General features: G+C 59.8%; 14 protein-coding genes. 6 read left to right on the forward strand and 8 right to left on the reverse strand.

Annotated elements, in window-relative coordinates; genetic code table 11:
• Positions 1 to 177 precede the first annotated feature (177 nt).
• Entirely contained in the window at positions 178 to 534 is a 357-nt protein-coding gene (gene queD, locus QWI20_RS22630) for a 6-carboxytetrahydropterin synthase QueD (RefSeq protein ID WP_172611443.1), read from the reverse strand.
• Positions 535 to 638: 104 nt separating this feature from the next.
• A complete protein-coding gene (locus tag QWI20_RS22635) occupies positions 639 to 1,721 on the reverse strand; it encodes a patatin-like phospholipase family protein (RefSeq protein ID WP_369307315.1) in 1,083 nt (360 codons plus the stop codon).
• A 163-nt stretch (positions 1,722 to 1,884) separates the two neighbouring features.
• Here QWI20_RS22635 and QWI20_RS22640 point away from each other — a divergent pair, with 163 nt between their 5' ends.
• From QWI20_RS22640 to QWI20_RS22665, 6 genes are all read left to right on the forward strand, one after another.
• A complete protein-coding gene (locus tag QWI20_RS22640) occupies positions 1,885 to 2,193 on the forward strand; it encodes a PepSY domain-containing protein (protein WP_369307316.1) in 309 nt (102 codons plus the stop codon).
• Positions 2,193 to 2,522 (forward strand): PepSY domain-containing protein, encoded by a 330-nt coding sequence (locus QWI20_RS22645; protein ID WP_369307317.1) that lies wholly within the window; start codon positions 2,193 to 2,195, stop codon positions 2,520 to 2,522. The genes QWI20_RS22640 and QWI20_RS22645 overlap by 1 nt, the downstream gene beginning before the upstream one ends.
• On the forward strand, positions 2,522 to 3,190 hold the full coding sequence (locus QWI20_RS22650; RefSeq protein WP_369307318.1) for a response regulator transcription factor: 669 nt from the start codon (positions 2,522 to 2,524) through the stop codon (positions 3,188 to 3,190). Before QWI20_RS22645 ends, QWI20_RS22650 begins: the two co-directional genes overlap by 1 nt.
• Complete coding sequence (locus QWI20_RS22655; RefSeq protein ID WP_369307319.1) at positions 3,187 to 4,545, forward strand: ATP-binding protein; 1,359 nt, start codon at positions 3,187 to 3,189, stop codon at positions 4,543 to 4,545. The genes QWI20_RS22650 and QWI20_RS22655 overlap by 4 nt, the downstream gene beginning before the upstream one ends.
• A gap of 82 nt (positions 4,546 to 4,627) precedes the next feature.
• On the forward strand, positions 4,628 to 6,307 hold the full coding sequence (locus tag QWI20_RS22660) for a methyl-accepting chemotaxis protein (RefSeq protein WP_369307320.1): 1,680 nt from the start codon (positions 4,628 to 4,630) through the stop codon (positions 6,305 to 6,307).
• Between the two features lie 142 nt (positions 6,308 to 6,449).
• Positions 6,450 to 7,514: an AI-2E family transporter gene (locus tag QWI20_RS22665; RefSeq protein ID WP_369307321.1), complete on the forward strand. Its 1,065-nt coding sequence runs from the start codon at positions 6,450 to 6,452 to the stop codon at positions 7,512 to 7,514.
• A 147-nt stretch (positions 7,515 to 7,661) separates the two neighbouring features.
• On the opposite strand, the gene nuoN is transcribed toward QWI20_RS22665, so the two are convergent.
• Genes nuoN through nuoI form a run of 6 tightly spaced genes read right to left on the reverse strand, consistent with a single transcriptional unit; the run spans position 7,662 to position 13,930 of the window.
• A complete protein-coding gene (gene nuoN, locus QWI20_RS22670) occupies positions 7,662 to 9,119 on the reverse strand; it encodes an NADH-quinone oxidoreductase subunit NuoN (RefSeq protein WP_074892029.1) in 1,458 nt (485 codons plus the stop codon).
• A 7-nt stretch (positions 9,120 to 9,126) separates the two neighbouring features.
• Complete coding sequence (gene nuoM / locus QWI20_RS22675; RefSeq protein ID WP_369307322.1) at positions 9,127 to 10,659, reverse strand: NADH-quinone oxidoreductase subunit M; 1,533 nt, start codon at positions 10,657 to 10,659, stop codon at positions 9,127 to 9,129.
• A 52-nt stretch (positions 10,660 to 10,711) separates the two neighbouring features.
• A complete protein-coding gene (nuoL, locus tag QWI20_RS22680; protein ID WP_172611451.1) occupies positions 10,712 to 12,559 on the reverse strand; it encodes an NADH-quinone oxidoreductase subunit L in 1,848 nt (615 codons plus the stop codon).
• Entirely contained in the window at positions 12,556 to 12,867 is a 312-nt protein-coding gene (gene nuoK, locus QWI20_RS22685; RefSeq protein WP_065989117.1) for an NADH-quinone oxidoreductase subunit NuoK, read from the reverse strand. The genes nuoL and nuoK overlap by 4 nt, the downstream gene beginning before the upstream one ends.
• 4 nt (positions 12,868 to 12,871) lie before the next feature.
• On the reverse strand, positions 12,872 to 13,372 hold the full coding sequence (nuoJ, locus tag QWI20_RS22690; protein WP_037008804.1) for an NADH-quinone oxidoreductase subunit J: 501 nt from the start codon (positions 13,370 to 13,372) through the stop codon (positions 12,872 to 12,874).
• Between the two features lie 9 nt (positions 13,373 to 13,381).
• On the reverse strand, positions 13,382 to 13,930 hold the full coding sequence (gene nuoI / locus QWI20_RS22695; RefSeq protein ID WP_037008808.1) for an NADH-quinone oxidoreductase subunit NuoI: 549 nt from the start codon (positions 13,928 to 13,930) through the stop codon (positions 13,382 to 13,384).
• Positions 13,931 to 13,939: the final 9 nt, after the last annotated feature.

The raw sequence follows: 13,939 nt of genomic DNA on the forward strand, positions 1-13,939 counted from the left end.
ATCGCCGATGGTAGTGTGGGGTTTCCCCATGTGAGAGTAGGTCATCGTCAAGATTAAATTCCAGAACCCCATTTGCGAAAGCAGATGGGGTTTTGTTTTTGCGCGCGGAAAGCTGCTAAACCCTGGTCCAAAAAAAACCACCCGAGATGAGGTGGTTTTGGTATTTGGTAACGCTGATCAGTCACCGCGATACACGCACCCGCTGGTGCATGTCTCATGAATCCGTATAGCGGACAGCTCTGGCAGCAGCGGCTTTAACTCCTTCCAGATCCACTTCACCAACACTTCACTGGTCGGGTTTTCCAGGCCGGGAATGTCGTTGAGGTAGTTATGATCCAGACGCTCGTATAGAGGCTTGAATATCGTCTTGATCTCGGAGAAATCGCGAATCCATCCGGTATGGGGATCGGGTTCGCCCTGCAGATAGATCGCTATACGAAATGAGTGACCGTGCAGACGTCCGCACTTGTGGCCGTCTGGCACGTGAGGGAGCCGGTGAGCTGACTCGAACGTAAATTCTTTAAAAATTTCCACGGTGATATAAGCCTTGAGAAGTGGCGATCGCCAGAGCGATAAATGCAAGCGGCGAGTTTATCAGTAATGGTTTGGCCAGTGACAGGCAGAACCTGATCACGTGGTTAAACCAAGGGCTGCAGGCGTCGAACGAGGCGGCCTGTGTCGACGAGCTCCAGGAACTCATCCCCCAGTCGCTGGCTGCTTTCCATTGCGGCCCGCCAATACCGCTGCCGATCCGCATCCCTCCCGACGAACCGCTTGAAGTCGCTTCGATCAGGCAGCTTGCCATAGGGCAGCGTCGCCAGGTACTCCTTTGAGGGCGCAAGCAGCACGACGTCTTGAAGCCGAGTCTGGTCGCCTCTGCGCCAGGGCAGCGCCTTGTCAAACCAGCCTGGAATGATTTTGTCGGTGAAGTGCGGATACAGCACGATGTCGCTTCCGCTGTAAGGAAGATCCAAATGGTAGTCGAGCAGGCCGCCGTCACGGAACATCCCTGCGCCGACACCGGGTATCTCTGCAACGCCCTCCATAACCATGGGAATGGAGCCTGACGCCAGCAATGCCTGGCGCAGGTTGAGCGTATTCAGTGGCAAGCAATGAGACGGAAAGTCAGTCATTGGCAGAAGGGGAGGGGCGAGGCGTGGGTCGTGCATGACCAGCCGCTCGAAATGCCGCGACAGGCGCGCGCGTCCGAGCAGGTTATCTGCGATCACGGCTCCCAGTCCCAGGCTCAACCCAGCACGATGATCTCGGGCAAGCAAGCCGCGGCTTCTGACGATCATCACGTTGAGCCGGTAATGGGCGTTCGTCAGGACGTGTGCATCATCCGCCTGCAAAAGCGCGTCGAGCATCTTCATGCAACTGCGAGTGACCTGCGCCATAGTTACGCCTTTGGCGAAACTCTGCTCGTTGTACAGTCGCCCAAGTCGCTGGATTCCTGCAACCGGGTCCGGCAAGCATGCGCTCGCAAAGCGCCACGAACCGATGGAGGCGCCAATCAACGAGCGCTCCCGCTGAGCCCGGGGCAGCCATTCGCCGAACAGCGCCAGATCCAGTCCCTGAATCCCCAATGCTTTCGGACCACCCGCAGCGCCAGGAATGATGCCGACGTCTATCGGCGACAGCCCTTGCTCGCTGATCCGCGTCAACGCGCGCCTGCCGGCCTTGATAGTCAATGCCGGGTATTTGATGTGAATGCTGCTCATGGCCCCTCCGTGGTCGGACAGGGGAGAATCATATCGTGGATCTCGCTTACATCCACTGGCGGCTCGCCAGGTAGTGGCACGTAGCCAGATGAATTCAGCTTCAATTAAGTTCGTCCGTTTATGGTGGGCTCCGTAAACAACCAGACCACTACGGAGATCCACCATGAAATTCCTGACTGCCTTTATCGCTGCCACTGCACTCACCGTCACAGCCGGTTATGTCCAGGCCCGGGATCTGGGTCCAGATGAGGCGCTGAAACTGCGCGATGCGGGTACTATTCAGTCCTTTGAAAAGCTCAACGCCGTCGCCTTGGCGAAGCATCCGAAATCCACCATCACTGACACCGAGCTGGAACAGGAATATGGCAAGTATGTTTACCAGATCGAACTGCGCGATGCGCAAGGTGTGGAGTGGGACGTTGAAGTCGACGCCGTCAGTGGCCAGATCCTCAAAGACCACCAGGACGCCTGATGATCTCCAGTAAGCGTCCCGCCAAGCGTTTCGTTTACTGTCTGGCGGCCGCCTGTGCGGTCACCCCGAGCCTGGCGTGTCTGGCTCGGGATCTGAATCAGGACGAGGTGCTTGAGCTGCGCAGAAAAGGCGTGATTCTGCCGCTTGAGCAGTTCATTGATCAGGCACTGGGACGTTACCCCGGCTCCAAGCTGCTTGAAGCCGAACTTGAGGAAAAACACGGTGTGTTGGTCTATGAGATCGAGCTGCTTACTGCCGATCATGTGGTGCGCGAGCTGAAATTCGATGCCGGTGACAGCCGCCTGTTGCAAGACAAGGAAGACGATTGATGCGTTTGTTATTGGTTGAGGACCACGTTCCTCTGGCGGACGAGCTCATCAGTACGCTGGGCCGGCAGGGTTACGCGATCGACTGGCTGACTGACGGCCGGGATGCGGTTCATCAAGGGGCTACCGAGCCTTACGACCTGATCGTGCTTGATCTCGGTTTGCCAGGCGTTCCGGGACTAGAGGTCCTGCAGAAATGGCGGTCCGGCGGGCTGTCCACCCCCGTACTCATTCTGACGGCGCGGGCCTCGTGGGCCGAACGTATCGAAGGCCTGAAGGCTGGCGCCGACGACTATCTGACCAAACCCTTTCATCCCGAAGAGTTGCAGCTGCGCATTCAGGCGCTGCTTCGCCGTGTCCGTGGTCTGGCCAATCAGCCGAAACTTGAAGCCGCCGGCCTGCACCTGGACGAAGGGCGCCAGTGCGTCAGTCGCGGCGAGGAGGACATCCAGCTGACGGCGGCGGAGTTTCGCCTGCTGCGTTACTTCATGCTGCACCCCGGGCAGATTCTGTCCAAAAGTCATCTGGCCGAGCATCTTTATGACGGGGAGAACGAGCGGGACTCGAACGTGATCGAGGTCCACGTCAACCATTTGCGCCGCAAGCTTGGGCGGGCCGTGGTCGAGACACGACGCGGGCAAGGCTATCGTTTTGGCGGGACGGGCGAGTGAGGTCGATACAGCGACGCTTGAGCCTGGGCCTGATCAGCGTGCTGCTGATTGTCGGGCTGGTCCTGGCGCAGATCAGCCTGTGGTTGTTTGAAGTCGGCTTGCAGCGTTATCTCGAGTCTGGCCTGCGCAATGAAAGCGAGCTGCTGCTGGTGGCATTGGTGCGCGGCCCTGACGGCCTGCAGCTAGATGAGCATCGACTGTCGCCCGGCTATCAACGACCCTATTCAGGCCATTATTTCCGGATTGATTTCGACCAGGGCCATTGGCGCTCGCGCTCGCTGTGGGATCTGGAGTTGCCGCATCCGGGCAAGCCAGGTCTGCACGCCGATCTCGCGCTTGAGAAGACCGACCAATCGCTGTTGCTGCTGCACACCGATTACCGCAAGTTCGGGCAGACCATTTCTATCACTGTCGCTCAGGACTACACCCCGGTGCGGAACAGTTTCGCACTGGTCCAGCGCATCGGTCTCGGATTGGGGCTGATGGCCCTGATATTGATTCTGGTGTTGCAGCGCGTCACGGTTCGCCGCGCATTGCGCCCGCTGGAAAGGGCCAGAGAACAGATTTTCCAGCTGCAACAAGGACAGCGCTCGCAACTTGATGAGCGAGTGCCGGTGGAACTTGAACCGCTGGTCGCGCAGATCAATCATCTGCTGGCCCACACCGAGGACAGTCTCAAGCGCTCCCGCAATGCCCTTGGCAATCTGGGCCATGCGCTGAAAACGCCGCTGGCCGTGTTGATGAGCCTGGCCGAAGGCGACAGGCTGGCAGGTCATCCGCATGTGCGCGATACCCTGCGCGATCAGCTGCTGCACATTCAGCAGCGTCTGGAGCGTGAGCTCAATCGTGCGCGGTTGTCAGGCGATGCCTTGCCGGGCGCGCGATTTGATTGCGCTGCGGAGATACCCGGACTGTTCTCCACATTGCGGATGATTCATGGCGAGCATCTGGAGCTGAGCAGTGAGATCGCTGCGGATCTGTTCCTGCCGTGGGATCGGGAGGACATCCTCGAGCTGTTGGGCAACGTGATGGACAACGCCTGCAAGTGGGCCGACTGTCAGGTCAGGCTGACCATTGCCAAAGGCGCTGATGGCTACTGTCTTTTGATCGATGACGATGGCCCGGGCATCCCCTCGAAGCATCGCGATGAAGTGATCGGCCGTGGCAATCGTCTGGATGAGCAAGTGACCGGCCACGGTCTGGGTCTCGGCATCGTCAAGGACATTGTCGAGGCGTGGGGCGGGCGCATTCAGTTGCTGGACAGCCCCATGGGCGGGCTGCAAGTGCGCATCGATCTGCCCGAGCGACTCAGCCCGCAACTGCCGGGGAGCGAAAGCGCGCCTCAACCCAAGTGACCTCAACTTTTTGTGCGTCGGGCCGTTAACCGTAAAGGAACCCCAACGGCTCAACGCACAAAAACAAAGGGTCATGACTGCCATGCGGCTAAATCTCAAAGCCAAAGTACTTTCGCTTGCCGTGCTTCCGGTGTTGGTGTTCGCACTGATCATCAGCGTCAGCACCGTCATCATGCTGCGTGAACAGGGCAAGCGCGATGTGGAGGAAACCCGCCAGCACCTGCTCGCGGAGGCCAAAGCCACGTTGCAAAGTTACGTGGCAGTTGCGCTGGGCACCATCAAACCGCTGTATGACGCGTCGGCCCCAGGTGACATGGAAGCCCGGGCGCAGGTCATCAAGATGCTCTCCCAGGTCACCTACGCCAAGGACGGGTATTTCTTCGGCTACGACTCTCAGGCGGTGCGGCTGTTCAAGGGCAATAGCCCGGACGGCATCGGCAAGAGCTTCAAGGACGCCCGCGATCCAAAAGGCGTTTTCGTGAATGCCGGCCTCGTTGACGTGGCGAAAGCGGGTACTCATTACCTGGAATATTCCTCCGCGCTGCCCGGTTCGAGCGAGCTGGTTCCCAAGCTGGGTTACACCGAATACCTGCCGAAATGGGACATGGCCTTCGGGTCGTCGATCAATCTGGACAACATCGATGCCAAGGTCCAGGAGCTGCAGAAGAATGTCGCCGAGCGCCGGCAGAACATGCTGGTCAGCATCATTGGCATCACGCTGCTGGTATTGGTGATTATCGCAGCGGTGGGCTTCTGGATCGCGGGCGGTATTCTGCGGCCGCTGCGCCTGATGAAAGCCAACCTTGATGACATCGCCGCCGGTGAGGGTGATCTCACCCAGCGCTTGGCGGTGACCTCCCAGGACGAACTCGGCGAGCTGGCCGGGTCGTTCAACCGCTTTGTCGACAAGATTCATGGGCTGGTCCGGCAGATCGCCGAAATGACCGCGCAACTGACCGGGCTGGTGGGTGAAGTGACCGACCAGGCGCAACGTTCCGAGCAGGCAATGGAGCGTCAGCGTCACGAGACTGATCAGGTCGCCACGGCGATCAATCAGATGTCGGCCGCGGCCCAGGAAGTCGCGAAGAGCGCTCAAGGTGCTTCGGTTGCGGCGCAGCAAACCGATGCCGAAGGTCAGGCCGCCAAGCGAGTGGTCGACGGCAGCATCCAGCAGATTCACGCGCTAGTGAACGACATCCGCGACAGCGGTACTTCACTGGACAGCCTGCAGAATGACGTGTCGTCCATCGTCGGCGTGCTCGGGGTGATTCGATCCATCGCCGATCAAACCAATCTGCTGGCGCTCAACGCCGCGATCGAGGCTGCGCGTGCCGGTGAAGCAGGCCGAGGATTCGCCGTGGTAGCGGATGAGGTACGTGCGCTGGCGAGCCGTACGCAGCAAAGCACTCAGGAAATCCAGGGCATGATCGAACGCTTGCAGCAGGGCACTCAAGGCGCGGTGCAGGCGATGCGACGTTCTAGCGAGGCGGGCGACGGGACCTCCGCGCGGGCGAATGAAGCGGGCGCGTCGCTGGATACGATCGGTCAACTGATCGGCACGATCAACGCCATGAACGCGCAGATCGCCAGCGCCGCAGAAGAGCAGACGGCCGTGGCGGAAGAGATCAATCGCAGCGTCCACCAGATTGCCGTGGCGGTCGAAAGCGTGGCGGATGAAACCCGCCACAGCGCCGCCACGTCGCGCAACCTCACAGAGCTGAATCAGCGTCTCGGCCAGTTGGTCCGGCAGTTCAGAATCTAGATCGGGATAGCGGGCTTCTCTCTCGGCCCGCCGTCCGCACTTCCTCCATTGACCTTGCGCTTCAGGCGCGGCACTCCTGCGGCGATAAACGGACTAAGCATCAGACCGTGTGCTTGGCGCGGTGTAATGACATGGAAGAAACATGAACGAAACCGCGCTACAAAACAAAACCCTGTTGCTGTTATTGATACTGGTGACCCTCGCGTTCATCTGGATTCTGCTGCCGTTCTACGGCGCGGTGTTCTGGGCGGTGATCCTCGGGATTATCTTTGCGCCGCTGCAACGCCGTCTGCTGGCCCGCTTCGGTTGGCAGCGCAACCTGACCTCTTTGTGCACGCTGACGATTTGTTTGCTGATCGCGATTCTGCCAGTGATCGTCATCGCGGCGTTGATGGTTCAGGAGGGGGCGACGCTTTACAAGAATGTGGAAAGTGGTCAGCTCGACATCGCCAAATACCTGGCTGAGTTCAAGGTGCTGTTGCCGCCTTATGTGCAGCACTGGCTTGATCGCCTGGGCATGGGAGATTTCAACGGGCTGCGCGACAAGATTGCCAAAAGCGCGATGCAGGGCAGCAACTACCTGGCCACCCAGGCCTTCAGCTTTGGGCAGGGCACATTCGATTTCGTCGTCAGTTTTTTCATCATGCTGTACTTGCTGTTTTTCTTCCTGCGCGATGGGCAGGACCTTACCCGCAAGATCCGCATCGCGATTCCGCTGGCCGAGCCGCAGAAGCGCCGCTTGCAGTTGAAATTCACCCGCGTCGTGCGCGCGACGGTGAAGGGCAATATCGTGGTGGCTGTGACTCAAGGCGCGCTGGGCGGGTTTATTTTCTGGGCACTGGATATTCCGAGTGCCTTGCTCTGGGCGGTGATGATGGCGTTTCTGTCGTTGCTGCCGGCGGTAGGCGCGGGGATTGTCTGGGCGCCGGTTGCGCTGTATTTCCTGCTCAGCGGGATGATCTGGCAGGGCGTGGTGTTGGGGCTGTTCGGGGTGTTTGTGATCGGGCTGGTGGACAACGTGTTGCGTCCGATACTGGTGGGCAAAGATACGCGGATGCCCGATTACCTGATTCTGATTTCGACGCTGGGCGGGATGGCGGTGTTCGGGTTGAACGGGTTTGTGATCGGGCCGATGGTGGCGGCATTGTTTATGTCGACGTGGGCGTTGTTTACCGGCGACAAGAAAACCGTTCGATTGCCCGGTTAGCCTGTGTTTTTAAGATCAAGAGCTACCCATAAGTAACTCGCCGAAGGCGAAACCGAGGCCGTTAGGCCGACGCTCTTGATCCTCTAAAATCAAAAGCCATAAAAAAACCCTGCTCGAAAGCAGGGTTTTTGGTGCATCACTCAACCATCACAAACCCGCATGGCCCACCAGGGTCAGCAGCGGTTGCGGATAAACGCCCAGGAAGAACGCCAGCAGCGTAATCCCCAACAGCATCACCCCACCTGCACGTTGCGCCCAGTTGAACGGGGCGTCGTGGCGCTGGATCTTCGAGTCTTGCAGGTACAGCGTCACCATCACCCGCAGGTAATAGAACACGCCGATGGCGCTGCCCACGACCAGCGAACCGGTCAGCCACCACAGGTGCGCTTCGACGCCGGTTGCGATGATGTAGAACTTGCCGATGAAGCCCGTCGTCAGCGGGATACCCGCCAGGGACAGCATCATCACGGTCAGCACCGCCGTCAGGTACGGACGACGCCAGAACAGGCCGCGGTATTCGAACATCGCGTCGGCATCGCGGCCGCTGTAAGGCGACGACATCAGCGTGACCACGCCGAACGCGCCCAGGCTGGTCAGCACGTAGGTGACCAGATAGACGTTGATCGCCTCGACCGCCATGCCCTTGCTCGCCACCATCGCGATCATCAGGTAACCGAAGTGCGCGATGGACGAGTAACCCAGCAGACGCTTGAGGTTGTTCTGCGTAAGCGCCAGCAGGTTACCGACCAGAATCGACGCCACGGCAATGACCGACATCACGTCCGTCAGCACGCCACTGGTGGCCGCCGGGGAGATCTGGAACAGACGAACCAGCACACCGAACACCGCGACCTTGCTGGCCGTGGCGAGGAAAGCCGCTACCGGGGCAGGGGCGCCTTCGTACACGTCCGGTGTCCACAAGTGAAACGGCACCAACGACAGCTTGAAGCCCAGACCCACCAGCATCATGCCCAGACCCAGGCTGGCGATCGGGCTTGGCATGCCGGTGGCGGCGATGGCCTTGCCGATCTCGCTGAAACCCAGGCTGCCGGATTCGGCATACAGCAGCGCCATACCGAACAGCAGGAACGCCGAGCCGGCCGCCGACAGCACCATGTACTTGATGCCGCCTTCCAGCGAACGCTTGTTGAAGAACGCGTAAGCCACCAGACCGTAGACCGGCACCGACAGCAGCTCCAGACCGATGAACAGGCTCGCCAGGTGTTGCGCGGCGACCAGCACCAGCCCGCCGGCCGCAGCCATGAGGATCAGCAGGTAAAGTTCTTCGCGGTTGCCCGGGTAGCCTGCCTTCCCTTCACCCAGATAGGCGTGAGCCAGGGTGACGCAGGCCAGCGTCGACACCAGGATAATGCCCATGTAAAGGCAGGCGAAGCTGTCGATCTGCAGCAAAGGCGTGACCACCAGCGGCGCAACTTTCAGCGCCGGGTAGATGGACAGCAAAGCCAGGTTAAGTCCCGCTACCGTCAGCAGGAATGATTGCGAGTGATTGCGACGCCATGCGATGCCCAGCATCACCACCACAATGGTGATGCTGGTAATCAGCAGCGGCGCCAGCGCAATAAAGTGTTGAATCGTCAGGTCCATAGCGCTCTTACCGGGCCGAAGCGAGTTGAGTGAAGGCGGTGCCGAGCCATTGCTGCACGCCATGCATGGTCGCCGAGGAGGTGTCGAGAATCGGTTGCGGGTACACGCCCAGCAGAATCAACAACACCGCCAGACCCAGCACCATGATCAATTCCCGACCGTCCATGCCTTTATAGACCGCGTCGGATTTGGCCGGGCCGAAGTAGGCGCGGTGGATCATGATCAGCGAGTAGACAGAACCGAACACCAGGCCGGAAGTGGCGATGGCGGTGATCCATGGCGCGCTGACAAAACTGCCGATCAGGATCAGGAATTCACCGACGAAGTTACCGGTGCCTGGCAGGCCGAGCGACGCGGCGGCGAAGAACAGGCTGATGGCCGGCAGGTAAGCAATCTTGCTCCACAGGCCACCCATTTCACGCATGTCGCGGGTGTGCAGACGCTCATACAACTGGCCGCTGAGGATAAACAGCGCGGCAGCCGACAGACCGTGAGCGAGCATCTGAACGACGACGCCTTGCAGCGCCTGCTGGCTACCGGAGTAGATGCCGATCAGCACGAAGCCCATGTGTGAAACGCTGGAAAACGCGATCAGGCGCTTGATGTCGGTCTGGGCGAAGGCGAGGAAGGCACCGTAGAAGATACCGATCAGGCCCAGCACCATGGCGATCGGCGCGAACTCCGCCGACGCATTCGGGAACAGCGGCAGGGCAAAGCGCAGCAGACCATACGCAGCGGTCTTCAGCAGGATGCCTGCCAGGTCCACGGAACCTGCGGTCGGCGCCTGGGCGTGAGCGTCAGGCAACCATGAGTGCAACGGCACGATCGGCAATTTCACCGCGAACGCGACGAAAAAGCCCAGCATCAGGATGTATTCGGTGCCGTGGGACAGCTTGGTTTTAAGCAGGTCCGCGTAGCCGAAGGTGATCACGCCGGTCTGGTTGAAGTGCACCAGTACCAGACCCAGGATCGCCACCAACATGATCAAGCCGCTGGCCTGAGTGAAGATGAAGAACTTGGTCGCTGCGTAGATCCGGGTCTTCTTGCCGTCTGCCGAGCTGTGACCCCAGAGCGCGATGAGGAAGTACATCGGCACCAGCATCATTTCCCAGAAGAAGAAGAACATGAACAGGTCGATGGCGAGGAACACGCCGACGACACCGCCCAGGATCCACATCAGGTTCAGGTGGAAGAAGCCGACGTTACGCTGGATCTCTTTCCACGAGCAGAGTACCGAGAGGATACCCAGCAGGCCGGTTAGCAGAATCATCAGCAGGGACAGGCCATCGAGGGCCAGGTGCACGCTGATGCCGAAGCGCTGGATCCACTGGAGCTTGAATTCAAGGGCCCAGGTCGGATCGGCGCCCGGAGCCGGAGCGTAGGTAAACGTACCGGTGCTCCAGACCCACAGGCCCAGAATCGTCTCGAGAGACATGGTCAACAGCGCAATCCAGCGCGGCAGGGTGGGGCCGAAGCGCTCACCTTGCCAGCACAGCAGGCCGCCGATGAAGGGGATCAGGATTAGCCAAGGCAGAATCATGACGGGCTCAATTCCTTTCGCAAAGTCGCAAGGTTCATGTCAGTTCGACTCATCAGACCAGCACAATCGCGCCGAGTACCAGTACGGCACCTGCGGCGATCGAAGCGGCGTACCAACGGAGCTGACCGGTTTCGGTGCGGGTCATCAAGCCGTTGCCGGCTTTGACCAGACGCGGAATCAGGCCGATTGTGTGGTCGAGCGGGTCGCCACGCAGCAGTCGGCTGATCGCCAGGTAAGGTTTGACGAACAACACGTCATACACCCAGTCGAAGCCCCAGGCCGCAAACCACCATGCAGACAGGAAACGCCCCGGCCCGCTGTTGGCGATGGCCGTGGCCAGACGACGCTTGCCGAGGAACAGCACCGCCGCCAGCAGGATACCGGCCAGAGCAATGGCGCCCGAAGCGATTTCCAGACTGTGCTTGGCTTCGCCGCCCGCATGACCCGCGCTTTCCGGCAGCACGCCGGCCAGTGGCGGATGAATCCAGGCACCAATGAACGTCGACAGCACGATCAGTACACCCAGCGGCAACCAGTGGGAAATCCCGTGGCCGGCATGGGCTTCGGTCTTCGCTTCGCCGTGGAAGGCGATGAAGATCAGGCGGAAGGTGTACAGCGAGGTCATGAACGCACCGACCAGACCTGCGTAGAGCAAGTACTGATGGCCGCTGGCGAACGCTTCCCAGAGGATTTCGTCCTTGGAGTAAAAGCCCGCCGTGACCAGCGGCAAGGCCGACAGCGCAGCGCCGCCGACGATGAAGCTGGCGTAGGCCAGTGGCAGTTTCTTCCATAGGCCGCCCATCTTGAAGATGTTCTGCTCGTGGTGGCAGGCGACAATCACCGCACCGGACGCAAGGAACAGCAACGCCTTGAAAAACGCGTGAGTCATCAGGTGGAAAATTGCACCGTCCCATGCACCCACACCCAGCGCCAGGAACATGTAGCCGATCTGGCTCATGGTCGAGTAGGCGAGGATACGTTTGATGTCGGTCTGCACCAGTGCCGCGAAACCCGCCAGCACCAGGGTCACGCCGCCGACGATCCCTACAAGATGCAGGATGTCCGGCGCGAGGATGAACAGGCCGTGGGTCCGTGCGATCAGGTAAACGCCCGCCGTTACCATGGTTGCGGCGTGGATCAGTGCTGAAACCGGAGTAGGACCGGCCATTGCGTCTGCCAGCCAGGTTTGCAGCGGCAGTTGCGCTGACTTGCCGACAGCACCGCCCAGCAGCATTAGGGTGGCCAGAACAATCCAGAAGTCACCGACCTTGAAGTGCTGTGGCGCGCGAACCAGCAGTTCCTGAATGTTCAGGGTGCCCAGTTGCTGGAACAGAATGAACAGGCCGATGGCCATGAACACGTCGCCGATGCGGGTCACGATGAAGGCTTTCAGTGCCGCGTTGCCGTTGTTGCGGTTGCTGTAATAGAAACCGATCAACAGGTACGAGCACAGGCCCACGCCTTCCCAACCGAAGTAGATGAACAACAGGTTGTCGCCCAGGATCAGGAACAACATGCTGGCAATGAACAGGTTGGTGTAGGCGAAGAAGCGCGAATAGCCGTCTTCACCGCGCATGTACCACGAGGCGAACAGGTGAATGAGGAAGCCGACGCCGACCACCACACCCAGCATGGTGATGGACAGGCCATCGACATACAGGGCGAAGTTGGGCTCGAAGCCGTCCACCGACATCCAGCGCCACAGCACCATGGTCAGGTGACCGCCTTCCGGTGGTGAGACGTTGAACTGGAAGATCACGTACGCGGCCACGATGGCCGACAGGCCAATGGAGCCCACGCCGATCAGGGCTGAAAGGTTTTCCGACCATTTGCCGCGCGAAAACGACAGCAACAGGAAACCGATCAGGGGGAATACAAAAGTCAGAAAGAGTAGGTTCATCCGCGCATCTCGCTGGCAGCGTCGATATCGAGCGTGTGGAAGCGGCGATACAGTTGCAGCAGGATCGCCAGGCCAATGCTGGCCTCGGCTGCGGCAAGGCTGATCACCAGAATGAACATGATCTGGCCGTCAGGCTGTGCCCAACGGCTGCCCGCGACGACAAAGGCCAGCGCGGCTGCGTTCATCATGATTTCCAGGCTCATCAACACGAACAGAATGTTGCGGCGTACCAACAGGCCCGCCAGGCCGAGGCAGAACAGGATGCCGGCGACCGCCAGACCATGTTCCAGAGGGATTGCTGAGTTCATGGCTTTACTCCTTCGCCTCGTTGCGGCCGACATGGAACGCCGTCACGGCTGCCGCAAGCAGCAGCATCGAGGCAAGTTCGACAACCAGCAGGTAAGGGCCGAACAGGCTGATGCCGACGGCTTTGGCGTCCACCGTGGTGTGCCCGATGGAAGCGCCGGTGGAGTTCGCGAACAGCACATAAATCAATTCCGCCAGGAGCAGGCCGCCCAGCAGAATAGGGCCGAGCCAGATGCCGGGTTTGAGCCAGGCGCGTTCTTGTTGAACCGAGGCCGGGCCCAGATTCAGCATCATCACCACGAAGACGAACAGCACCATGATGGCGCCCGCGTAAGCGATGACTTCCAGGGCACCGGCAAACGGTGCGCCGAGACTGAAGAAGGTCATGGCCACGGCGATCAGCGAAATGATCAGGTAGAGCAGGGCGTGCACCGGGTTCGTGTTGGTGATCACCCGAAGGGTGGCCACCACAGCGATGCCGGATGCGAAATAGAAAGCGAATTCCATCTTTCTTCCTTAAGGCAGCAAGCTCTTGACGTTGATGGGCTGGGCTTCGTTCTGTGCATCGCCTTTCGGCTTGCCGGCGATGGCCATCCCTGCAACGCGGTAGAAGTTGTAATCAGGGTTCTTGCCGGGGCCGGAGATCAGCAGATCTTCCTTCTCGTACACCAGATCCTGACGTTTGAACTCGGCCATCTCGAAATCCGGTGTCAGCTGGATCGCGGTGGTCGGGCAAGCTTCCTCACACATGCCGCAGAAGATGCAACGCGAGAAATTGATGCGGAAGAACTCCGGGTACCAACGACCGTCGTCGGTCTCGGCCTTTTGCAGCGAGATGCAACCCACCGGGCACGCCACGGCGCACAGGTTGCACGCCACGCAGCGCTCTTCGCCGTCGGGGTCGCGGGTCAGGACGATGCGGCCACGGTAGCGCGGCGGCAGATAGACCTGCTCTTCCGGATATTGCAGGGTGTCACGCTTACGGAAGCCATGGCCGAAGACCATGATCAGGCTGCGCAGCTGGGTACCCGTACCCTTAACGATGTCGCCAATATATTTGAACATGGGTCAAAT

It is taken from the genome of Pseudomonas sp. W2-17, assembly GCF_041060445.1.
GTDB lineage: Bacteria > Pseudomonadota > Gammaproteobacteria > Pseudomonadales > Pseudomonadaceae > Aquipseudomonas.

Bases quoted from the DNA above. Each gene is read 5' to 3' on its own strand.
- QWI20_RS22635 (WP_369307315.1), bottom strand. From the start codon at position 1,721: ATGAGCAGCATTCACATCAAATACCCGGCATTGACTATCAAGGCCGGC.
- QWI20_RS22640 (WP_369307316.1), top strand. From the start codon at position 1,885: ATGAAATTCCTGACTGCCTTTATCGCTGCCACTGCACTCACCGTCACA.
- QWI20_RS22645 (WP_369307317.1), top strand. From the start codon at position 2,193: ATGATCTCCAGTAAGCGTCCCGCCAAGCGTTTCGTTTACTGTCTGGCG.
- QWI20_RS22650 (WP_369307318.1), top strand. From the start codon at position 2,522: ATGCGTTTGTTATTGGTTGAGGACCACGTTCCTCTGGCGGACGAGCTC.
- QWI20_RS22660 (WP_369307320.1), top strand. From the start codon at position 4,628: ATGCGGCTAAATCTCAAAGCCAAAGTACTTTCGCTTGCCGTGCTTCCG.
- QWI20_RS22665 (WP_369307321.1), top strand. From the start codon at position 6,450: ATGAACGAAACCGCGCTACAAAACAAAACCCTGTTGCTGTTATTGATA.
- nuoN (WP_074892029.1), bottom strand. From the start codon at position 9,119: ATGGACCTGACGATTCAACACTTTATTGCGCTGGCGCCGCTGCTGATT.
- nuoM (WP_369307322.1), bottom strand. From the start codon at position 10,659: ATGATTCTGCCTTGGCTAATCCTGATCCCCTTCATCGGCGGCCTGCTG.
- nuoL (WP_172611451.1), bottom strand. From the start codon at position 12,559: ATGAACCTACTCTTTCTGACTTTTGTATTCCCCCTGATCGGTTTCCTG.
- nuoK (WP_065989117.1), bottom strand. From the start codon at position 12,867: ATGAACTCAGCAATCCCTCTGGAACATGGTCTGGCGGTCGCCGGCATC.
- nuoJ (WP_037008804.1), bottom strand. From the start codon at position 13,372: ATGGAATTCGCTTTCTATTTCGCATCCGGCATCGCTGTGGTGGCCACC.
- nuoI (WP_037008808.1), bottom strand. From the start codon at position 13,930: ATGTTCAAATATATTGGCGACATCGTTAAGGGTACGGGTACCCAGCTG.